Here is a 22,630-nt window from a genome sequence, read left to right as displayed (position 1 = left end):
AGGGTTACAGGGAATTTTAACTAGTTATATTTAATTAAAGAATCCTGTTGAATCTGCTGTGGCGCGAAATAATGAGAGAGTTGTTATTCGGGGTGTGCTTTGTAGATCGCTTAGCGGTTCGGAGTGTGGATTGTAGATCGCTTGGCGCTTTTTGGGGATGCCTCTAGCCATGAGCCTGGATTGGCGCTTCGCATCCAGTCTCATGGCTACGGCTACCCCTTTGCCGCGCCTGCGCTAGAGTGTACATTATCGGGGGAGTTTTTATTTTAAAAAGTATAGACTGAAATTATAATGTGATTAGTATTTGATATTAATTTCAATGAAGAAAGACGCACTTTAGGTCTTATCCCCGACAATGAAATGCGCTTTCTAAGATCGAGACCACCCAGCGAAGGCGCGTCTTCGTGGTAGCCGGAGCGATAAGACTGAAAGTGTTCTTCTTTCTGGCTTATCGCGGGAGGCATCCACAAAGCGCCGAAGCGGTATTAGTAGGATTTCTAATTCTATCCGTTGCAAATGGACTTTTATAAATTTTCTCTGCAAGGATAGATAACGAAATGCGCTTTCTACATAGACCACAAAGCGCCGGAGCGGTATGATGGGAAATCTATATCAACCTAGTTGCCGCGCTTCTACACTAAATGTTCAACCAGGATAGAAATAAATAACCTACATTCATTAAAAAGGAGGACGCAAAATGTCACTACGTTTCATAACCGGTAGATCGGGCGCTGGAAAGACGACGTTCATTGAGCGGGAAATGGCTGCTGAACTGGAACGAGATCCAATGGGAGCGCCTGTTATTGTCATTGTGCCTGACCAGATGTCGTTTTCGATGGAGCATAGCTTGTCCGTTAATTTCGGATTAAAAGGGATTATCCGTGCACAAGTATTGACGTTCAAGCGGTTGGCGTGGCGTGTATTGCAGGAAACTGGCGGCATTACGCGTAAGGAAATAGATGGTTTCGGGTACAGGATGCTTGTACGAAGCGTTTTAGAAGACAATCGGGACCAGTTCAAATTGTTCCGACAAGCGGCTAATAAACGTGGGTTCACGGAACAAATTAGGGACTTATTGAAAGAGTTTAGTCGCTATTGTCTCGATCACCAAACGATGAGCAATCTCCATGATGCGCTAGCTTCAACAGGTGCACCACGCACTTTGCTCGACAAAGCGGAAGACTTGTCATTATTGCTGACAAAAATTGAAGAAAAGCTGGGTACAACTTATGTCGATAGTGAAGGACACTTGGCTCTACTTGCTTCACAAATTGCCCATTCAGACCTGTTAAAAGGGGCAGATATTTATATCGACGGTTTTGAAAATTTCACGACGCGGGAATATGAAATAGTCACGGAACTGATGAAACACGCCAATCGACTGACAGTTGTGTTGCCGATGGAAGGCGCTCTCACAGGGTTTGCGGACCATGAATTATTTTTCAATCCCGTAAGGACCTCCCTCAAATTGCGTGAACTGGCACGTGCTGAATCGGTGGAAGTAGAGGAAGATGTCCATTTGGCGAATTCGCCACGTTATCAAAATGAAGACTTAAAACATTTTGAAGCGGAATTCGACCACTATCCTGCGAAGCAACAACCGTCAGCTGGCAATGTGGTCTTGATTGAAGCAGCGGACCGTCGTGCGGAAATCCACTCAGTGGCGCGTACAATCCGTGAGTTAATGATTGCAGGCAAGCGTTACAAAGACGTTTCAATTTTGTACAGGCAGCCTGAAAAATATGATGAATTGATTGAGACCATTTTTCCACATTATGATATTCCGGTGTTCATCAGCCAGAAGAAACCGATGTTGCATCATCCGCTTATCGAGTTTTCACGTTCGGTGTTAGAAGCGGTGACAACGGGTTGGTCATATGAATCGGTGTTCCGCGCAGTAAAAACAGATCTCTTTTTCCCACACCGAGAAACCAAGTTATTATGGCGTGATCGAGCAGATAGACTCGAAAACTATGTTCTTGCACATGGGATTTACGGACAGCGTTGGTTCGATGACAGCCGTTGGCGCGTGAAAAAATACCGCGGTCTTGAATTGCATTCAAATGTGCAAACCGACGAAGAAATCGCGATGGAGCAAGAACTGCATGTGATTCGTGATGAAATTCGGGATCCGCTTACTGATTTTGAAAAACGTTTGAAACGGTCCAAAACGGGACGTGATGTCGCGGAAGCGCTGTTTTTATTCATGGAAAACTTAAATGTCTATGATAAAATCATCGATCTGCGTGCGGAAGAAGAGCGTGCAGGACGACTACTTGGCGCAACGGAACATGAACAAGCTTGGAACGGCTGGATTAATGTACTAGATCAGTTCGTCCTTATGTTCGGCGATAAAAAAATGGATGCTGTAGAAGCAGCTCGGATTTTGGATGAAGGATTTGATTCACTCGAATTTGCTCGCATTCCGCCGTCGCTCGACCAAGTGACGGTGTCGACTGTCGAAGTTTCAAGCTTAATGGAAATTGACGCTGTATTTGTCCTTGGGGTGAACGATGGCGTCATGCCGAAGCGGGTTGACAATGAAGGGCTTCTGTCGGATGCCGACCGTGAATGGTTCTCGGAAATCGGCTTTGAACTAGCTCCGACGTCGAAGATGAAATTGATGGATGAAACGTATATGGCCTATCGCGCATTTACGGCACCGCGCGAAAAATTATATGTGTCGTATCCAGTTGCAGACGAGGAAGGGAAAGCACTTATTCCGTCGCTGTATATTACGAGAATTGCGCAAATGCTGCCAGGAACTGAAACTAAAATAGCGGTCACGGATCCGTCTGAATTGCCGCTAGAAGCCAATCAATTCGATTACATTAGCCACCCGCGTTCGGCACTTCCTTATGTATCAATGAAGTTGAAAGAGGCGGAACAGTCGGGTGTGTTGGAACTTGAATGGCGTGCAGTGATGGCGTATTACGACGAGGATCCGTATTGGTCGTCTGTCATCAGTCATATCATCCGCCCGATGAACGCGAAAAATGGGGCGGAACGACTGCGTCCAGAAATAACGGAAGGGCTATACGGGGAATCATTTGTTTCCAGTGTGTCACGGATTGAATCCTATTACAGCTGTCCGTTCCAGCATTATGCGTCGTTTGGACTTGGCTTGCGCGAACGGACGGAATTTACGCTGGAAGCACCGGCTATCGGGGATTTATTTCACGCGGCTCTAAAATGGGTGTCAGATGAAACAATGCGTCTCGATAAGTCGTGGGCAGAGCTGACGCGCGAAGAATGTTGGAAGCTTGCGAGAGCAGCGGTGGAAGATATTTCTCCTTACTTCTTTAATCGAATACTATTGTCAACGAATCGTTATGTTTATATTAAACGTAAGCTCATGCATATTATTCAGCGGACAATTTATTCACTGAGTACACAGGCCAAATCGACGGTATTCAAACCGGTTGCCATTGAGGCAGGATTTGGACCTGGTGAAGAACTGCCAGCGCTTGAAATTCCATTGCGCCGTGGTGATTCGATGAAACTGCGTGGCCGAATTGACCGTGTCGATGCGACCGAAATTGGCGGTAAAAACTATGTCCGTGTTGTCGATTACAAATCATCCGCCAAAAGCCTTGATTTAACAGAAGTCTATTACGGCTTGTCCTTGCAAATGATGACCTATCTTGACGTAGCGCTAGAAAATGCAGACGAATGGCTCGGCATACATGCGGATCCAGCGGGCATTTTGTATATGCATATTCATAACCCGATGATCCGCTCCGGTTCCGAATTAACACCTGCACTCCTTGAAGCGGAAATCGCGAAATCCTATAAGATGAGAGGCTATTTGCTCGATAATCAGGAAGTTGTCATCGGCATGGATGCTGATATTGGCAGATCCTCTTCAATCGTGCCAGCCTCTATTAAAACGGATGGAACTTTTGCGAAAACGTCAAAAGTATTGTCATCCGATGATTTGCAGATGTTGCGGTCGTTTGTCAGAACGCGCCATCAAAAAGCCGGAGATGCCATGCTTGCGGGAGATACCCGCGTCTATCCCTATAAATTAAAAAATAAAATGCCATGCGAGTTTTGTTCGTATCGATCCGTTTGTCAGTTCGATCAAACAGATCCGTCAGCAGAGCATCGGTCTTATGCCGAAATGGACCCAGAATTGTCTCTCGATAAAATGCGTAAGGAGGTGGGGGATGATGCACATACCCGTGAAACCTGAGGGACTAACATTTACGGACGCCCAGTGGAAAGCAATTTGGGCGACAGGGAAAGATATTCTCGTTTCCGCTGCCGCTGGTTCGGGGAAAACGAAAGTGTTAATCACACGAATGATTGAAAAAGTACTGGATGAAAATAATCCAATCGATGTCGATGAACTGCTCGTTGTGACATTTACCAATGCCTCTGCTGCAGAGATGCGACACAGGATGGCGGAAGCGTTGGAAGAAGCGATTGCTGCAAGGCCGGAATCTGTCCACTTGCGCAGGCAGTTGAATTTATTGAACAAAGCACAGATTTCTACACTGCACTCATTTTGTATGAATGTCGTTCGACAATATGCTTATTTAATCGATATCGACCCGGGATTCCGGATTGCGGATAGTACGGAAGCGGCGCTTTTAAGTGACGATACAATTGGGGCTGTACTTGAGGATGCCTATAGTGCGGAAAATCCGGAAGCAATGTACCGGCTGGCAGATAGTTTTACGTCTGACCGCAATGATCAGTCCATCGAAACACTGATTGATCGTTTGTATGATTATTCCCGCGTTCACCCGGTACCCGAACAATGGCTGCGTGAAATTCCCATGCAATATGAGATTAGTGACCAAGCTTCTATCGATGATCTTGAATTTATCAAACCGCTCAAAACGGCCATTCTCCATACGCTTGAAGAAGCGGCGGCGTTAACTGTCGATATGCGAAATATTGCGCTGATGGTGGACGGACCGGAACCACTTGCTGCTACGGCTGAAGCAGATTTGATGTGGATTAATGAAGCAATTCGACGCATCACGGATGGTACATGGGAAGAAATGTACGCATTTTTTGGCTCTCTCAAATGGGCAAAGGCGGGGACAATCCGCAAAGATTCATGTGATGAAGAACTTGCAAAGCGAGCGAAAGCGCTGCGTGATGCGGTGAAGAAAATTATTAATACGTTGAAAGAATCTTATTTCACGAGAACACCAGCCCGTTTATTAGATGAAATTCGCTTGATGGCGCCGACCATGCATACGCTCATTGACTTAGTGATCGACTTCGGAAGGCGTTTCGAACAAGTGAAAATTGACCGAGGGATTGTCGATTTCTCGGATTTAGAGCATTATGCGCTACGGATTTTATCGAATGTTCAAGATGGAGAACTGGTGCCTTCTGATATCGCAGTTGACTACAAAAATCGCTTTTCAGAAGTTCTTGTCGATGAGTACCAGGATGTCAATATGTTGCAGGAGACGATTATCCAGCTCGTTAAGCGCGGCGAGGAAGAGGATGGCAATCTGTTCATGGTTGGCGATGTAAAACAGTCAATTTACCGCTTCCGTCTTGCTGAACCGATGCTGTTTCTTGGAAAATACAATCGATTTACGGCAACGGATGGCCATCAAGGCTTGAAAATCGATTTGAATGCCAACTTCAGAAGTCGTAAAGAAGTGCTCGATGCGACAAATTTCGTCTTTTCACAAGTGATGGGCGCGCGTGTCGGAGAAATCGAATACGATGATGCGGCGGCGTTGAAATATGGCGCTAACTATCCTGAAAAAGCCGTAACAGCTGGTTTGACGTTGCTCTATGAAGAAGAGGAAGATGAGCAGGAGTTAGACGATGCAACGGAATTAGCAGGCCAAAGCTTGAAGAGTTCGCAGGCGGAAGCACGATTTATGATTAAGAAAATTCGTGAACTGATCGCATCTGGCGCTGAAGTAACTGATGCATTTAGCGATAAAAAGCGTCCACTTGAATATAGAGATATTGTTATTTTGATGCGTTCAATGACTTGGTCAGGTGAAATCGCAGAGGAATTTAAACTAGCGGAAATTCCAATCTATGCTGAACTAAAACGCGGTTATTTCGATGCGTTAGAAGTGATGATTATGTTGAATACATTGCGTGTCATAGATAATCCCTATCAGGATATTCCACTTGCATCCGTCCTCCGTGCTCCGTTTATCGGCATGACGGAAAATGAATTGGCACAAATTCGTCTTGCCGGAAAAAGCGAGCCGTTCTTTGAAGCGTTGAAGCGTTTCGTTACAACAGGCGGAGCAGGTGTTGCAGCAGCAACGCAGGAAAAATTGCAACGGTTTTTCAATCAGTTCGAGGATTGGCGTAACTTGGCACGACGCGGTTCGTTGTCCGAATTGATATGGCAAGTCTATTCCGATACACATTACTACGAAATGGTCGGTGCAATGGCAAATGGTAAACAGCGCCAGGCCAATCTACGTGCGCTGCATGATCGGGCAATCGATTATGAAAAAACGTCGTTCCGTGGGCTGTTCCGTTTTCTACGTTTCGTTGACCGTATGCGAAAACGGGGCGATGATCTCGGTGCCGCACGTTCGCTTACTGAAAAGGAAAACGTTGTCCGTATCATGACCGTCCATTCATCAAAAGGACTGGAGTTTCCTTTCGTTTTCATCGCAGGGGCAGGTCGGAAATTCAATAAGATGGATTTCAATGAACCGTATTTGTTCGATCAGCATTTTGGTCTGGCAGTGAAAGCGATTGATCCGGACAACCGGATTACCTATACATCATTGCCGTTTCTTGCAATGAAGGAAAAGAAAGAACTTGAAATGCGTGCGGAAGAAATGCGTGTGTTATACGTTGCTATGACACGGGCGAAAGAACATCTTGAGATTATTGCTTCTGTAAAAGATATTGAAAAGTCGATTGTCAAATGGCAAGATGCCCAGCTGATCGACCCTGACCTGATGTTGCCTGAGTATACGAGGTCACGTGCAAACGGTTATTTAGACTGGATTGGTCCAGCAGTCGCGAGACATCCGGCATTTGCGAAATTCGGAAGTATCCCGGGAGGTCAGTCTGTAATCGATGCCTCAGTTTGGCAGATAGATGCGCTGCCTGTTTCGGCATTATTTAGTAAGCTTGGAGATAGCGATGAGGAACCAGTGAAATCATTGGATGTCGTTCCAATTGAAGAAGTCGACGCAGGGATGTTGTTGGAAGTGAAACGCAGGTTTGACGCGACATATCCGCATCTTTCATCGGTGACAAAACGGTCTAAGCAGACGGTCAGTGAGTTGAAACGGCTGTCGATTCTAGAACAACAGGCGGACGATGATTTGTTTGTGTCTACGAATGCGGATGTCAGTACGGCATATCTCCATAATCGACCAGCCTTTATGCAATCACGGGCACTATCTGCAGCGGAAGTCGGGACGGCGATGCATACGATTATGCAGCATATCGATATCCAGAAAGAAAGTAGTGTTACTGACGTTGAGAAGTTGCTAACAGATTTGACGGTTCGCCAGTTGCTGACTACAGAAGAAGCGATTGCAGTCGATGCCAATACGGTTGCACATTTTTTCAAAACGTCGATTGCGAAACGGCTTATGAAAGCTGAGAAAGTAGAGCGCGAATTGCCGTTTACGTACGCTTATGATGATAACGACGGGGATTACCAAATATTGCAAGGGATCGCGGATTGTTTATTCGAAGAGCAAGATGGTTGGGTCCTGCTAGATTATAAAACTGACCGAGTCAGCGGACGCTTTGGTTCGGATGAAGAAGTCGACGCAGAAATGCAGGTCCGGTATGGCATCCAGTTGAACTTGTACAAGAAAGCGATTGAAGAAATTGTGGGAATCGACATTAAAGAGATGGTCCTTTATTTATTTGACGGACAGAGGACTATAAATATTCAGGGGGAATAAAATTGAAATTAACACCAACAACGCTTGGAAATCGTATTGAGGCGCTCGATATGCTGCGCGGGTTTGCATTACTCGGGATATTCATCGCGAATATGCTCGTATTCCATTCACCGTATTTGTATATGGATCCGTATTCATGGTTTAGTGCATCGAGTGATATGGCGGTCTTTAAATGGGTTGATATCTTCGTGGAAGCGAGTTTTTACCCGATTTTCGCCATGCTGTTCGGTTATGGTTTAAATATGCAATATGAAAAATCAATGGCAAATAAGATGTCATTTGCGCCAGTCATGGCACGTCGTATGGGCGTTTTGCTCGTCTTCGGTTTACTTCATGTATTGTTCATCTGGATGGGTGACATTTTGTTTACGTACGCGTTAATGGGCTTTATGATGATTGCGTGTGTTAGGATTCCGAAGAAGTGGATGTTACCGATTGCTGCTTTCGTCTATATTGTGCCTTCGGGAATCATTTATGGAATCACTTATTTTCTCAATAAATTGGATTCGAATGCAATAATGGAAGGCTACGCAGATATTCATCAAATTGAACGCTCGCTTGAAGCGTATGCCTACGGTAGTTATGGCGAAATCTTTAGCTTCCGTTTTACTGAATGGCTAACTTTGGGATTGACGAGTTCGTTACTGGGTATCTTCGTCGTATTGCCACTCATTATGATTGGGGCAGGGTTGTCTAAATGGAAAGTAATTGAGCGCGCCGCGGAATTGAAAGTGGGCATCGCAGTCGTGACTGTTGTTTCACTTGCTGCGGGCATATGGATGAAAGCTATACCACATACTAGTGGTCCTTCAATGGATGCACTTGTATTGCAAGAGCAATTCGGCGGTCCTGTTTTAGCAATTGGTTATATAGGTTTGTTGCTCTTACTCTATCAACTACCGTTTTTCCGCGCGATATTCCGTCCTATTTCAAAAGTAGGTAGGATGTCGTTGACGACGTATATTACGCAATCGATTGTGGCGACACTTATTTTTTACGCCTACGGTTTTGGCATGTATGGCAAAGTAGACTTGGCAACGGGAGTGGGTATTGCAGTTGGTGTGTTCATCATTCAAGTTCTAATTGCTGAACTTTGGCTGTCGAAATTCCGCATGGGTCCATTAGAGTGGTTGTGGCGCAAAGGAACATACGGAAAGAATTTGCCGAATAAAGAGGAAAAGGATCGGCCTTTGTCGTAGTAATCAGAATAAGGGTTTTACTAATGAAGGGATGGGCTGACAGATGAAATTATTATCGTTCCGTTACGAAGGCAGGACGTTATTTGGACCTAAAGTGAAGAAGGAAGATGCAGTATGGGATATGTTAGCGATTGCAGAAGCATTTGAGGATACTGATTTTCCACAAACAATCACGGAAGGTATTGCATCTGGTCTGGATTTCGTTGAAAAAGTACGGAAACTTGCTGAACAGGCGCGGTCGGATGAGAATTCGGACCGATTCAAATATGCATTCACTGCTATAGAATGGCTTTCGCCAATTCCGAGAACGCCTAAAAATATCCTATGTGTAGGCAAAAACTACGCTGACCATGCGGCGGAAATGGGCGCAGATGCACCACCTGAAAAGTTGATGATTTTCACGAAATCACCAACCGCTATTGCAGCGGATGAACAAGACGTTTCAGTCCATGCCGATGTGACGGATAGCCTTGATTATGAAGGGGAACTTGCGGTTGTCATTAGCAAGGGAGGACGTAATATCCCGAAACAATTGGCCTATGATTATATTTTCGGTTACACCATTGCAAACGATGTGACGGCGCGTGACGTGCAAGCGGCACATGGCCAGTTCTTCTTAGGAAAAAGTCTCGATGGATCGTGTCCAATGGGACCTTATATTGTGACGAAAAATGAAATACCGAATCCACATAATTTATCAGTTGTGACAAAAGTGAACGATGAAGTGAGACAAAATGGCAATACAGCGTCGATGATTTTCAAAATCGACGAACTGATTGCTGAAATATCACGTTATGTGACACTTGAACCAGGCGATGTCATTTTGACTGGTACACCTGCTGGCGTCGGTAAAGGCATGACACCTCCGACATTTTTAAAACAAGGCGATACTGTAAAAGTGTCCATTGAAAGCATCGGAACTCTCGTAAATAAGTTTGTTTGAGCAGTTTCCCTTTTGCGAATTAGTCAATTGTGATACGATTATTTAGTATTACTAATTAAATGAGGTGACTAATTTGGACGTATTAACAAACGCTACACATCTTCATATTTTCACATGGGTTGTTGGAATTATCTTATTCCTCGTTGCTGCAAGTATGGACACAGAGTCAAAAGGCAGAAAAATTCTTCATATGATTGCACGTCTATTCTACGTGCTGATTGTAATTACAGGCGCGGCGCTATTCTTTGAATATTCATCGCTTGATGGCGCGTTGTATGGCGTCAAATTCTTATTGGGTCTTCTAACAATTGGTATGATGGAAATGGTGCTCGTCCGTTCTGCGAAGAATAAGAGTGTCAAAGTAGTATGGATCCTATTTTTCGTCTTCGTATTGGCGACGATGTTCCTAGGATTTAAATTGCCATTTGGCATTACTTGGTTCGCTTAATCTTTACGGGAATGATTACTGAAAATGCGTTGTTTACGCAAACGGGGGATGAAGATGGAATCTAGTATCGGACCGATATTACTTATCGTTGTTTTGATGTTAATGGCATTTTTTGCTGTTTCCGTCATCCTGTTTTCCCGCAAAAAGCGGTCATCTACTGATGACGATGAACTGTTTGATGAATGAGACACCTGCTGGCGATTGTGCTGGCGGGTGTTTTTTATCGTTTTGATAACAGGTCTATTGATTAACCAAACAACTAGTAAATAACTTAATCAAACACTAGGCGCTTCGTGTACAGTATATTTGGATTACTTTGGATTGAACGACCTCTATACGATTACCGAGATGTCTTGATGTGTAGGGATGCGACTTCGTCGCATCCCTACACATTTTTTCGGTAATCGTATGGTGCTTATTCATCCGTCGCGCTCCAAATGCATTAGTACACAAAGGAGGCCACTGAAAAAGTCCAATTTCCTTCAATCCCGTTGATTTCCGTTCCGAGCGGACGCTTTCCGCGGGCACGGCTTCAGCCTCCTCGTCACTGCGTTCCTGCGGGGTCTTCAGCTCGCGCTGTTCCCGCTGGAGTCGCCGCTCTCCACTACAATCAACTATTTCTTACTATAAAAAGAACTTTTTCAGTGGCCTCACACAAAGTGCAAAAGCTTTTTTGTACGAAAGAATAGAGGGGCATCTACCTAGTTGAAACTTTCTTTAGGGTTTTCTCTTTTTTTACTAGTAAAGAAGTGTTACTTTCTACAAACTATCACATGATTACATACATAATATTTTCTAGAAGTAAGCAAGGAACGCATTGTACAAAGTGCAAGAGTGCCCGAAATTGCATCTACGGGCACTTACAATCTCTATAAAAAGTCATCTATTTTTTTCATTCAAACATAACTGCATTTTTCACTTGAACATTGAAGGTACGCGATAGGCAACTATTCACAACAGAATGACCGAAAAAAGTGTGGCTAGAAGTGACGGAGTCACTTCTAGCCACACATGCCTCTCGGAAAATGTGTCGTGATTATTTCGCCGAAAGCGAACCGCAAATGACCCAGTAAAAATGGATATTAACCATTTACCTGCTTTATACGCAAGTAAATGGTTAATAAAACAGACGTGAAAAGTTAATAATGTATAAGCTTATTCAATTTAGGTTGCTGTCTAGACTTCAGGTGCCAGCCCCTGGTCCCACACGAAGTGGGGCATGCAGTCGGTGCGACAGGACGTCGCGACTTTAGACTGCCTTCCTTTAAATTCAGTCTTGTTGAAAAGGCAAAGGGCGCCTTTATCATCAAGCCTTTCGACGTACAGGACGTACTAGTGCCGACGTTGCCACAGGACGTGGCGAATTTAGTCGGCCAGCGCTTTTCGGGGCTAAACGGCACCTTGCGCTTTTCCTTATTCACAATATCGACCTATTTCATTGGGAAGGATGAGGTTTTTGGCGTAAACAATGGCGACATGTGGCGGCGTTTGGTAAAATGACGAGTGACAGCTCGTATTGAGGAGGCAATTTTGTGAAAGCGAATAAATGGTTTGGACTTATTGCAACTTTTCTATTACTGGTATCTACCCTATCTCCAGCAGGGGTGTTTGCAGAAACGGAAAGAACAATAGAGGATGAAAGTATATATGATTTGCTTGTGGACCGGTTTAATAACGCCGATGGCAAGAACGACTTTGACGTAAATACGAAAGATTTGACGGCATTCAGTGGAGGAGACTTCACAGGTGTCGCTACGAGACTTGAGCATATTGTCCGAATGGGCTTCACGCTTATTTCACTTGGACCCGTCTTTGAAACGGAAACGTATGATGGGAGTAAAGTGCTTGATTATGCGAAACTTGACCCGCATTTTGGGACTTCAGAAGAATTTAGCAAGATGATTAAAGCAATTCATAAGCAGGATATGTCCGTGATTGCTGACTTCCCACTTGCGGGAGTGAGTTCGAATCATGTTTGGGCAAAAGAGGGAACTGTCAAAGTACTTCCTATTGCTGACGGAACAATCGATTGGGATACTTCGGATGCAGCAACACAAAAAGCATTGAAGGAAGCCATCGTTGATTTCATGGAAACGTATAAGTTGGATGGAATCCGTTTAACGAAGATTGATAAAATCGATACGGCGTTTTTGAATGAAATCATTCAAGCTGTAAAAACGGTTAAACCAAAAGCATATGTACTGACGAATGAAGAAAGTGACGCTGACTTCGATTCTGCTCCGAATAACGAAAAAATGAACGCAATGAGAAATTCATTCGTTAAATATGACGTAGATTCTTCACCGCTATCGATAGTGTCAAATGCAACCGAAAAGGAATTAATCCAGTTCGATGAATTAACAGGACCACGTTTTACATACGATATCGTGGAAGCAAGAATGTTCCCGCCGACACGGTGGAAGCTAGCCATTACGGCACTATTTTCAATGCCAGGCGTACCGATTATGCCTTATGGTACCGAAATTGCGGTAAATGGAGAATCTGCTCCTGAAAGTCATCAAATCATGAATTTCAAGATCGATGAGGAGTTAATTGACCATATCGGTGACCTTAACCAGTTGCGCAACCAATCAGAAGCTTTCCGTAACGGTGACTTTGAGATGTTACACAATGAGAATGGATTTACAGTGTATAAGCTTTCAAATGATAAAGAGACATGGATTGTTGCACTTAATAATACGACTGAGACAGCCAATGTAGAAATTCCGAAAGAAGTAATCGGGGACAATAAAAAATTACGTGGTCTACTTGATGGTGATTCGGTACGGGAAGGTAAGGATGGAATTTACCGCGTCGTACTAGAACGTGAAGTTGCAGAGATTTATATCGCTGATGAAGACAAAGGATTCAATACGCCTTATCTAATCGCATCGATTTTAATCTATGTCCTGTTCTTTGGATTCCTATTCATGGCTTGGAGAAAAGGACGTCAAGGCAGAAAAGATAGAAAAGCTGAAACGAAGGCGAAGTAAGACAGAAAACACCAGCATCGGCAAAGTTGCCGATGCTGGTGTTTTTTGATGTCTAGCTTCAGTCTTGCCGAAAAGGCAAAGAGCGCCTTTGTCGTCAAGCCTTCCAGCGCTTTTCGGGGCTAAACGGCGCCTTACGCTTTTCTTGTTATCGCGCTTTATAACCAATCATATTTACGGGATCTTTCGGCGATGAATAGGGTGGGGAGTAGCCGAGTTCAAGGGCTGCAAGGTCATCGACAGTCATTTTGCCCATGATTGCAGTTGCAATGACGTCAATTCGTTTGTCGACTCCTTTGTCACCGACCGCTTGTGCACCCAAGATGAGCCGGGATTGTTCATCATAATGAACACGCAGTAAAATACGCCCATGGTCAGGGTAATAGCCTGCATTCGTTCGGCCTTCATAGACTGCCGTGCCAAACTTGATACCTTCATCTGTTAAACTTTTCGCCGAATGGCCAGTCATAGCTGCAGTCAGCGCAAACAATTTTGTAATCGTCGTGCCGAGAAGCCCATTCATTTCGATTGGATTGCCGGCAAGATGGCGTGCGACGATGAATGATTGCCTATGCGCTGGCCAAGCGAGTTTCACGTTTTTCGGTTTACCGGTGAACCAGTCTTTGCATTCTGCCGCGTCACCAATTGCATAAATGTCAGGATCATTTGTCTGCATATAGCTGTTGACGACGATCCCTTTCGTCGGCCCGATATGTAAATCAGCTTCAATCGCGAGTTGCGTATCAAGATCGATTCCTATACTGGACGCGATAAAGTCAACGTCAAAGTTCACACCATTTTTCATAATCAAGCGCTTGCCTTCAATGCGTTCGATGGCATCTTCAAAGTAAAAGTCTACCTTATTATCTTTCATTTCCTTGCCAAGTACTTGTGAAATTTCAGGATCCATTAATGTCATGACGCGTTCATTGCGATCAATAAGCGCCGTTTGTAATCCTCTATGGATGAAGTTCTCAATAAGTTCAATCCCGATGAATCCGCCTCCAATAACAGCGCACGACTTCGGTTTTTCACGCTCTATATAGTCGATGATTTCTTCCATATCCCCAAAGCTCTTCAGCGTAAATAATGGCAAATCACCGAGACCTTTTAAGTCAGGTATACGGGCGATTCCGCCGGGCGATAAAATAAGTTTGTCGTAGGATTCTGTAAAGACATGATCTGTTTCCATATTACGTACTTCAACCGTTTTCTGTTCCCGATTAATGGCCAGTACATCATGCCCTAACTTGACGGTTATATCTCGTTGCTCGCTGAACTTTTCGGGAGACGAGCCGACTAGCTGCCATTTATCTTCGATTAATCCTCCGATGACATATGGCATACCGCATGTCCCATAGCCAAGTACCGGATCACGTCCAAATAATATGATTTCAGAATCTGGAACTGCGCGTCTAATTTGTGCGGCGACAGTGGAACCACCCGCGATTGCACCGACAATGAGTACTTTCATCAACAAATCCTCCTTTAAATCAATTCCTGATTAAATTTATTCAGGAAAAAGACGCCTACTGTACCAGGACCAACATGTGCACCGATAACAGATCCAATCATATGGATTTCGATATTTTTTGGATGAAATAACTCTTCTATTATGGCTTTTAATTCGAGTGCTATTCCTTCGTCGTCGCTATGGCAAATTGCAATTGTCTGTTCAGCTAAATTATCGCCGCGCTCCGCCATAAGATCAGCCATACGGCGCAATACTTTTTTGCGGCCACGGTGCTTTTCGATAGGAACGAGTTTGCCGTTTTCGACATGGAGTAATGGCTTAATGTTGAGCAGCCCGCCGATGAATGCACTCGTTTTAGATACGCGACCGCCGCGTGCCATATAATCAAGGTCTTGCACGGTGAAGAGGTGCTCAATATGTGCCGCCATGTATCGGATTTTACGCTCAATCGTTCGAACATCGTCTTCTCCCGCATCGCGTAGCCGAACTGCTTCTTTTACAAGAAGACCGTAACCAAGCGAAGCGCATCTTGAATCGATAATAATAAGGTTCATTTTTGGATTCGTTTCTTTTGCTTGGTCTCCGGTCATGATTGCGGTGTCGAATGTCCCGGATAACGCTGAAGAAAAAGCGATGTAAATCCCACTTTCACCTGATGATGCGAGTTCCTTCCACTTTCGAAGGAACAGTTCAGGTGATACTTGTGATGTTTTAGGGTGCTTACCGTTGCGAATTGCTTGGTAGACTTCTTTTGAATCAATCGTCATTATATCGTCGTACTCTTTGTCATCGATGAGGACGCGTAATGGGAAGAGCGTTACATCGTTGTCTTCGAAAAATGACTTTGGTAAATCACTGGCACTGTCCGCAAATATTTTCATATAGACCCCTCCGTTGGTTAATTGTAGTTATTCCAAGTGTAACCTTTCGCGGAGCACTCGTGCAATGCCATCCTCATTATTCGTGTCTGTCACTTCATTCGCAATCGATTTCAATCTGTCGATTCCATTACCCATTGCCACTCCGACCCCGGCATAGTCTATCATTTCAAGGTCGTTGTCTTCATCCCCGAAAGCAATAATTCGATCTTTTGGAATATCCATCCACTTCGAGACATGTGAAAGTCCGACAGCCTTATTCAAGCCATGCCGAACGATTTCAATGACTTTCCACGGTGCTCCCCATTGACGATGATCAATGACTTCCGCGTGTACATCACCAAGATGGCGTCTGATTGCATCAACTTTATCGTCAGGTGCATGGATCAGTAAACTTGTAGGATCGACTTGCAAAAATTCACGAATATCTCCCTGCGTTATTTTAGGATCACCAAATCCAAAAATGTCGAGCAGTTTTTCATCGTGATGGTGCATGTATACATCATCCATCACTTCTGCAACAATATTATGGAATGTAAATTGCTGCATAGCATCAATGACATCTTTCACCACGGGAAGAGAGATCGTTTCATGGATTGTTTTCCAAGAACGATTATCAGGATGGTGAACGAACGCACCGTTGAAGTTGACAATCGGTGTTTTAAGCCCGAGTTGACGGTAATACACTTCGCTTGCTCGGTATGGCCTTCCGGTCGCAATCATAATGTGATGACCTTTTTCTTCTGCTTTTTTCAGTGTTAGCTTGGTTTTATCTGAAATTACTTTTTCGTCTGTAAGTAATGTCCCATCAAGATCGAGGACGATTAAATGTGGCTTCAAAAAAACGCCTCCTTCTATAAATAGTCTATCGCTAACATATGAATCAAGTCAAAAAATCCAGTCATGAAATCGTGCCTTTTGTTTTTTCAGAAAAACTTTGGTACGCTCAAGTGAAAAGGAAAAGGTGTGATTTCAATGAATGTTACTGAAGAGTTATGGGGCGATATCCCCTTATTACATATAGTTGAGGATGAGCTTAAAGACAAACAAGTTCCAGTCGTTATTTTTATTCATGGATTCATGAGTGCTAAAGAACATAATTTGCATTATGCCTATAATATGGCGAAGAAAGGCATCCGAGTTCTCTTACCTGACGCGCATCTACACGGTGCTCGGGAAGATAATCTTGATGAAGTCCAACTGAGTCTACGTTTTTGGGAAATCGTTTTGACGTCAATTGAAGAAGTGAGTGTCATTCGTGAAGAGTTAGTGCAACGCGGACTTCTTACTACAGGTAAAATTGGTTTAGGAGGCACATCGATGGGCGGTATTACGACGCTCGGCTGTCTTGCTGTCTATGATTGGGTCGATGCTGCCGCTGTTATGATGGGAGCTCCAGGCTTTGTCCAGTTAGCGAAAGCACAAATGTCTGAGTTCGAACGTCGCGGTTTTACATTGCCTGTTACTGAAGATGAAAAGAAAAAATTACTCGCCACATTATCTACGTTTGATTTAACGAAACATCCATCGGCATTGAACAATAGACCTGTCTACTTTTGGCATGGTAAGCAGGATGCGGTTGTGCCATACGAACCGACACACAACTTCTATCAGGCCATCAAGAAGGAGTATGCTACTGAACCGGAGCGAATTGAATTTGTTTCAAGCGCTACCTCGGGGCATGCCGTTTCTAGAGCCGGAATGCTTCAGGCGGCTGATTGGCTTGCCTGCCATTTGAAATGAACAGCCGAACTCTGCTATGATGAAGCTAGTAAAAACAAGGAATGAGGGATGAAGATGAGCCAGGATATGAAAGATAGCATGATGGGGGCACTTGAAAACGTAATTGACCCGGAACTTGGAGTCGATATCGTCAACTTAGGTCTAGTTTATGATGTAGAGCTGGACGAAGAAGGCACGTCAAAAGTGACAATGACACTAACATCGATGGGTTGTCCAATGGGACCACAAATCGTTGCTAACGTTACACAAGAACTGATGGAACTTCCAGAAGTGAAAAACGTAGATGTTAATATCATTTGGAGTCCACCATGGTCAAGAGATAATATGTCTCGTTATGCAAAAATAGCGTTAGGCGTAAGATAATAGAAAATAGTAAAGCCGTGTGACTTAGAGATAAGTCGCGCGGTTTTTTTGTTGGTTTCACGGGTAAATCTTCACAACAGATTATCCTTACGTACAGGTACTTTCGGATCGCTGTGGACTGAACGATTACTATACAATTATCGGAATATCTTGCTGAGTAGGGATGCGACAATGTCGCATCCCTACTCTTTTTTTCGTTAATCGTATGGTGTCCGTTCGTCCGTAGCTCTCCAAAAATACCGGTACACCAAGTGCCAAAGCTTTTGGGAATGAATGAATAGCCACTTTGCTATCCAATAAAGGAGCAGCCAAAGATACAATTTTGGCTGCTTACTCCTTCTTTGTAATATTTCCTTTTCAAGTTTAAGGCAGGGTTACTTTCTATCTAGTGTCACACTGTTACTTGTCGCAAAGAAGGCTTTATTAAAAGTAGTTAAGTGCCCGAAATTTCATCTTCGGGCACTTGCAACCTCTCTAGAAAGGTAGTTATTCTTTCATCTTCAAGAGTAGTTGCATTTTTCACTTGATCATTGTAGGTATGCGACAGACAGATAGTCGCAACAGGATGACCGAAAAAAATGTGGCTGGAAGTGACGAAGTCATTTCCAACCAGATTGAACCCGCGGTAATAGTATTGTGATTATTTCGTCCAAAGCAAGCCAGAAATGTACACGTGCAAATGCAGACTTGTATGCTTTTCTATCAGGTGCTTCATCTGAAAAAGTGGTTCATCAACAGACATTATATTTCTCACTTAAAAAGGAATATCGAAATAATGTCGAATGGTAATAGATATGAGAAAGAATTCCAATAAGGGAGAGTGTTCAAATGTCGATAAAAACTGCGGATGTATGTGATGATTTTTCAAACGAATTGCAAGTGTGTTCAACGGTATTTAAATCGTATGGCAAAAGCAAAAGATTTTCTGGCCCAATTGCTACTGTGAAAGTATTTGAGGATAACGTTCTTGTGAAAGAAGCACTGCAAACTATTCCGGAAGGTAGTGTTCTTGTTGTCGATGGCGGAGGTTCAAAAAGATGTGCGTTAATGGGCGGCAATTTAGGTGTTATCGCTGAAACCCGTAAACTCGCAGGGGTTATTATCTACGGATGTGTTCGCGATACAGCAGAATTAATCGAACAAAATATTGGTGTGCTGGCACTAGGCAGTCATCCGTTGAAGAGTACAAAAGAGGGAAAAGGGGAACAGGACAGTAAACTGCTTTTCGGAGATGTAGAGTGGAATCCCAATCACTTTGTATATGCGGACGAAGACGGCGTAGTGGTAGCCACTCGTAATTTGTACAGCTAATGACAAACCCTAAGATGCTCCTTTGTAGAGGTCTTTTGTTATCTTTAATCGCCGTGCAAATCGCTTTACTTTCAATCAAATTCATCTTATAATTTAATTAATCAAAGATAGTCAAAGTCAGACGTTGACTTATAGAAAGGCGGATGTATATGCGAATGGACGGACAGCAAGAAGACCAGCGTACACCTCTAGAACAATTTGGACGGAATCTCGTTGAAGAAGTTAAAAAAGGGAAAATGGATCCCGTTATTGGTCGTGATGAGGAAATACGTAACGTCATTCGGATTTTATCAAGAAAGACTAAAAATAATCCTGTTTTAATCGGGGAACCGGGTGTCGGCAAGACGGCAATCGTTGAAGGACTTGCGCAACGAATTGTGAAGGGCGATGTGCCAGAAGGATTGAAAGATCGCCAAATTTTTGAACTTGATATGAGTTCACTTATCGCGGGTGCAAAATACCGTGGTGAATTTGAAGAGCGTTTAAAAGGCGTACTGAAACAGGTGAAAGATAGTGCAGGGGAGATCATTTTATTCATTGATGAAATCCATACAATTGTCGGCGCGGGGAAAACAGAAGGCGCAATGGACGCTGGCAACATGCTGAAACCAATGCTAGCACGCGGTGAATTATACTGTATCGGAGCAACGACACTTGACGAGTACCGGTTATATATCGAAAAAGATCCTGCGCTTGAACGCCGTTTCCAGCAAGTACTCGTGCGTGAACCGTCCGTCGAGGATACAGTGTCGATTTTACGGGGATTGAAAGAACGCTATGAACTTCATCATGGTGTGCGCATCCATGACCGTGCAATTGTTGCAGCGGCAGCATTATCAGACCGTTATTTAACAGAGCGTTTCTTGCCGGATAAAGCAATTGACTTAATAGATGAAGCGAGCGCGATGATACGGACTGAAATCGATTCAATGCCATCCGAATTGGATGCGGTGACACGCCGGATTATGCAGCTTGAAATTGAAGAGCAAGCGTTACGTAAAGAAAAAGACGCGGTCAGTAAAAATCGTCTTGAAGTACTTCGTGATGAACTGACAGAGCTGAAAGAATCGTCTGCAGGCATGCGGGAGCAATGGGATTCTGAAAAAGAAACATTGCGTGGAATCCAGGATAAGCGAGAAAAGCTAGACCGTTTCCGACGTGAACTGGAAGAAGCTGAAAATCGGTTTGACTTGAATAAAGCTGCAGAACTTACTTATGGAAAAATCCCGAATCTAGAGGAGGAGTTGCATGAACTTGAGGCCGCGCTTGTAGAGGGACAGGAAAATCGACTGCTCCGTGAAGAAGTGACGGAAGAAGAAATTGCAACAATTGTCGCGCGTTGGACGGGTATTCCGGTAACGAAACTTGTTGAAGGTGAACGTGAAAAACTACTTCGTCTGCGTGAAACACTTGAAGAGCGTGTAATTGGGCAGGATGATGCTGTACAACTTGTGACGGAAGCCGTGTGGCGCGCACGTGCGGGCATTAAAGATCCAGATAAACCAATTGGTTCATTCCTATTTTTGGGACCAACTGGGGTCGGTAAGACAGAGCTGGCGAAAACGCTCGCTGCGACATTGTTTGATTCGGAAGATCATTTCATCCGCATCGACATGTCGGAATATATGGAGAAGCATAGTATATCACGGCTTGTTGGTGCACCTCCAGGCTACATCGGTTACGAAGAAGGTGGTCAATTGACGGAAGCAGTACGACGCAATCCGTATTCAGTGGTGCTGTTAGATGAAATCGAGAAAGCGCATCCGGATGTCGCAAACATCTTATTGCAAGTATTAGATGACGGCCGAATTACCGATAGCCAAGGCAGACTCGTCAACTTTACCAATACTGTCGTCATTATGACCTCGAATATCGGCTCTGCCTACTTGCTTCATGGGCTAGACGATACAGAAAACCATGCAGCAGAAGATCTAGTCATGGCCGAATTAAAAAATCATTTCAAACCAGAGTTATTAAATCGAATGGATGACATCATTATTTTCCATTCACTGACAGGTGATTCATTCCGCAAGATTGCACGGAAAATGATTGAAGACCTAGTTAAACGATTACGTGGACAGGAAATCATTATGGAATATAGTGAAGATGTGCTCGATTGGATTGTCAATGAAGGAACAGATGCCGATTTCGGAGCTCGTCCATTGAAACGCTTTATCCAACGACATGTTGAAACGATGGTTGCAAAAGAAATTATTAAAGGTGATCTTAAACTAAATGATAAACTCGTTCTAGCTATGGAAGACGGGAAATTAGTTATTCAAACAGATTAAAACAGAAAAAGCCGCAGGAAGTTTGAACTTCCTGCGGCTTTTTCTATAGTATCCAATCACGTCTATTGATTAACCATTTTCTTACATGAAGAGCAGGTAAGAAAGGCTTAAAAAACGCCATTTTCACTGGATCATTTCCGATCCGCTTTCAGAGAATTATTCACGACAACCTTACCGAGGGGCAACTGTGGCTAGAAACGACTTCGTCATTCCTAGCCACACCCTTTTCAGTAATCCTGTTGCGAATCGCTGCCTATCGCGTTCCTACAACGTTCAAGTGAAAAATACAGCTGCTTTAGAATAAAAGAATAGATGACTTTTTATACATGTTGTAAGTGCCCGAAGATACAATTTCGGGCATTCTAGTACTTTGAACAATGTGTTCCTTGCTTACCTTTAGTAAAGGGTATGCATCTTATCATGCGATGGACTATAAGAAAGTGACTCTTTCTTAACTAAAAAAGACAAGACTATGGAGAAGGTTTCAGCCGCCAAAATTGTATCTTTGGCGGCTATTATCTAGATAAGAAGCCCCGCTATTCTTTCGTCCCAAAAAAAATTAGCACTTTGTGTACTTAGGAATTTGGAGCGCGACGGATGAATAAGCACCATACGATTACCGAAAAAATGTGTAGGGATGCGACAAAGTCGCATCCCTACACATCAAGACATCTCGGTAATCGTATAGAGGTCATTCAATTCAAAGCAATCCAAACAACCTGTACACGAAGCGCTTAGTGTTTGATTCAGTTATTTACTGGTTGTTTTTGGTTAATCAACACAAGTAGTATCCAATATAAAAACCATCCCCAGCGAGGGAGATGGTTTTTTGTTGATTAATGATCTGCAATTTCGCCTTCTGGGAAAGATTCAGCCAGTAAGATAACGATTACAGAAACGACAAGCGAAACATATACGCCTGGCATGAAGTCAAATGGCAAGTTAGCAATTGCTCCAGAAACATAGTTCAACATAGTGATTAAACAGAAAGACCAGAAAAATGTCATTACGTATTTCATTGAATTCACCTCTACATTACTATTTCATATTTAATCATATCACAGTGGTTACATTGGAGAAACTAATTTCCATGCAAACGGAACTTTATTT

At 43.6% G+C, this 22,630-nt stretch carries 15 protein-coding genes; 11 read left to right on the top strand and 4 right to left on the bottom strand.

Going from position 1 to position 22,630, the window contains the following annotated elements; genetic code table 11:
- The first annotated feature begins 697 nt into the window (after nt 1-697).
- The 7 genes from addB (at nt 698) to MKY15_RS02260 (ending at nt 13,463) form a co-directional block, all read left to right on the top strand.
- Complete coding sequence (gene addB, locus MKY15_RS02290) at nt 698-4,195, top strand: helicase-exonuclease AddAB subunit AddB (protein WP_342538842.1); 3,498 nt, start codon at nt 698-700, stop codon at nt 4,193-4,195.
- Nucleotides 4,173-7,880 carry a helicase-exonuclease AddAB subunit AddA gene (gene addA / locus MKY15_RS02285; protein WP_342539694.1) on the top strand — a complete coding sequence of 1,236 codons (3,708 nt, stop codon included), beginning with the start codon at nt 4,173-4,175 and terminating at the stop codon, nt 7,878-7,880. The genes addB and addA overlap by 23 nt, the downstream gene beginning before the upstream one ends.
- 2 nt (nt 7,881-7,882) lie before the next feature.
- The gene (locus MKY15_RS02280; RefSeq protein WP_342538841.1) at nt 7,883-9,079 is read left to right on the top strand and encodes a DUF418 domain-containing protein; all 1,197 of its coding nucleotides are present in this window, start codon (nt 7,883-7,885) and stop codon (nt 9,077-9,079) included.
- Between the two features lie 43 nt (nt 9,080-9,122).
- Nucleotides 9,123-10,022, top strand: a complete 900-nt coding sequence (locus MKY15_RS02275) for a fumarylacetoacetate hydrolase family protein (RefSeq protein WP_067211921.1) — start codon at nt 9,123-9,125, stop codon at nt 10,020-10,022.
- A gap of 73 nt (nt 10,023-10,095) precedes the next feature.
- The gene (locus MKY15_RS02270) at nt 10,096-10,470 is read left to right on the top strand and encodes a YisL family protein (protein WP_067211918.1); all 375 of its coding nucleotides are present in this window, start codon (nt 10,096-10,098) and stop codon (nt 10,468-10,470) included.
- A 54-nt stretch (nt 10,471-10,524) separates the two neighbouring features.
- Nucleotides 10,525-10,656: a hypothetical protein gene (locus tag MKY15_RS02265; RefSeq protein ID WP_255428477.1), complete on the top strand. Its 132-nt coding sequence runs from the start codon at nt 10,525-10,527 to the stop codon at nt 10,654-10,656.
- 1,346 nt (nt 10,657-12,002) lie between these two features.
- Nucleotides 12,003-13,463, top strand: a complete 1,461-nt coding sequence (locus MKY15_RS02260) for an alpha-amylase family glycosyl hydrolase (RefSeq protein WP_342538840.1) — start codon at nt 12,003-12,005, stop codon at nt 13,461-13,463.
- A 145-nt stretch (nt 13,464-13,608) separates the two neighbouring features.
- Here MKY15_RS02260 and MKY15_RS02255 read toward each other — a convergent pair whose 3' ends face one another.
- The 3 genes from MKY15_RS02255 to MKY15_RS02245 are packed head-to-tail and all read right to left on the bottom strand — an operon-like array spanning nt 13,609 to nt 16,652.
- Nucleotides 13,609-14,934, bottom strand: a complete 1,326-nt coding sequence (locus tag MKY15_RS02255; protein WP_342538839.1) for a CoA-disulfide reductase — start codon at nt 14,932-14,934, stop codon at nt 13,609-13,611.
- A gap of 14 nt (nt 14,935-14,948) precedes the next feature.
- Nucleotides 14,949-15,815, bottom strand: a complete 867-nt coding sequence (locus MKY15_RS02250) for a DegV family protein (RefSeq protein ID WP_342538838.1) — start codon at nt 15,813-15,815, stop codon at nt 14,949-14,951.
- Nucleotides 15,816-15,842: 27 nt separating this feature from the next.
- Nucleotides 15,843-16,652, bottom strand: coding sequence for a Cof-type HAD-IIB family hydrolase (locus MKY15_RS02245; protein ID WP_342538837.1), 810 nt, complete (start codon nt 16,650-16,652; stop codon nt 15,843-15,845).
- A 135-nt stretch (nt 16,653-16,787) separates the two neighbouring features.
- Between MKY15_RS02245 and MKY15_RS02240 the strand changes: the two genes are divergently transcribed.
- The 4 genes from MKY15_RS02240 to MKY15_RS02225 all read left to right on the top strand — a co-directional run bounded on the left by MKY15_RS02240 (nt 16,788) and on the right by MKY15_RS02225 (nt 21,520).
- Entirely contained in the window at nt 16,788-17,555 is a 768-nt protein-coding gene (locus MKY15_RS02240; protein ID WP_187045530.1) for a prolyl oligopeptidase family serine peptidase, read from the top strand.
- Nucleotides 17,556-17,609: 54 nt separating this feature from the next.
- Nucleotides 17,610-17,918, top strand: coding sequence for a metal-sulfur cluster assembly factor (locus tag MKY15_RS02235; RefSeq protein WP_067211901.1), 309 nt, complete (start codon nt 17,610-17,612; stop codon nt 17,916-17,918).
- An 828-nt stretch (nt 17,919-18,746) separates the two neighbouring features.
- Nucleotides 18,747-19,229, top strand: a complete 483-nt coding sequence (gene rraA / locus MKY15_RS02230; RefSeq protein WP_067211899.1) for a ribonuclease E activity regulator RraA — start codon at nt 18,747-18,749, stop codon at nt 19,227-19,229.
- 155 nt (nt 19,230-19,384) lie between these two features.
- Complete coding sequence (locus MKY15_RS02225) at nt 19,385-21,520, top strand: AAA family ATPase (protein WP_342538836.1); 2,136 nt, start codon at nt 19,385-19,387, stop codon at nt 21,518-21,520.
- 836 nt (nt 21,521-22,356) lie between these two features.
- On the opposite strand, the gene MKY15_RS02220 is transcribed toward MKY15_RS02225, so the two are convergent.
- Nucleotides 22,357-22,539, bottom strand: a complete 183-nt coding sequence (locus tag MKY15_RS02220) for a DUF2929 family protein (RefSeq protein ID WP_067211898.1) — start codon at nt 22,537-22,539, stop codon at nt 22,357-22,359.
- Nucleotides 22,540-22,630: the final 91 nt, after the last annotated feature.

The sequence above is a fragment of the Sporosarcina sp. FSL K6-1540 genome (genome assembly GCF_038620285.1).
GTDB classification, from domain to species: Bacteria; Bacillota; Bacilli; order Bacillales_A; family Planococcaceae; genus Sporosarcina; species Sporosarcina psychrophila.
The sequence above is the reverse complement of the archived record's forward strand: the minus strand, read 5'-3'. Positions and strand labels throughout refer to the sequence as shown.

Excerpts from the sequence above, each read along its gene's own strand:
- addB (WP_342538842.1), top strand. The coding sequence starts at position 698 with ATGTCACTACGTTTCATAACCGGTAGATCGGGCGCTGGAAAGACGACG.
- addA (WP_342539694.1), top strand. The coding sequence starts at position 4,173 with ATGCACATACCCGTGAAACCTGAGGGACTAACATTTACGGACGCCCAG.
- MKY15_RS02275 (WP_067211921.1), top strand. The coding sequence starts at position 9,123 with ATGAAATTATTATCGTTCCGTTACGAAGGCAGGACGTTATTTGGACCT.
- MKY15_RS02265 (WP_255428477.1), top strand. The coding sequence starts at position 10,525 with ATGGAATCTAGTATCGGACCGATATTACTTATCGTTGTTTTGATGTTA.
- MKY15_RS02255 (WP_342538839.1), bottom strand. The coding sequence starts at position 14,934 with ATGAAAGTACTCATTGTCGGTGCAATCGCGGGTGGTTCCACTGTCGCC.
- MKY15_RS02250 (WP_342538838.1), bottom strand. The coding sequence starts at position 15,815 with ATGAAAATATTTGCGGACAGTGCCAGTGATTTACCAAAGTCATTTTTC.
- MKY15_RS02240 (WP_187045530.1), top strand. The coding sequence starts at position 16,788 with ATGAATGTTACTGAAGAGTTATGGGGCGATATCCCCTTATTACATATA.
- MKY15_RS02235 (WP_067211901.1), top strand. The coding sequence starts at position 17,610 with ATGAGCCAGGATATGAAAGATAGCATGATGGGGGCACTTGAAAACGTA.
- rraA (WP_067211899.1), top strand. The coding sequence starts at position 18,747 with ATGTCGATAAAAACTGCGGATGTATGTGATGATTTTTCAAACGAATTG.
- MKY15_RS02225 (WP_342538836.1), top strand. The coding sequence starts at position 19,385 with ATGGACGGACAGCAAGAAGACCAGCGTACACCTCTAGAACAATTTGGA.
- MKY15_RS02220 (WP_067211898.1), bottom strand. The coding sequence starts at position 22,539 with ATGAAATACGTAATGACATTTTTCTGGTCTTTCTGTTTAATCACTATG.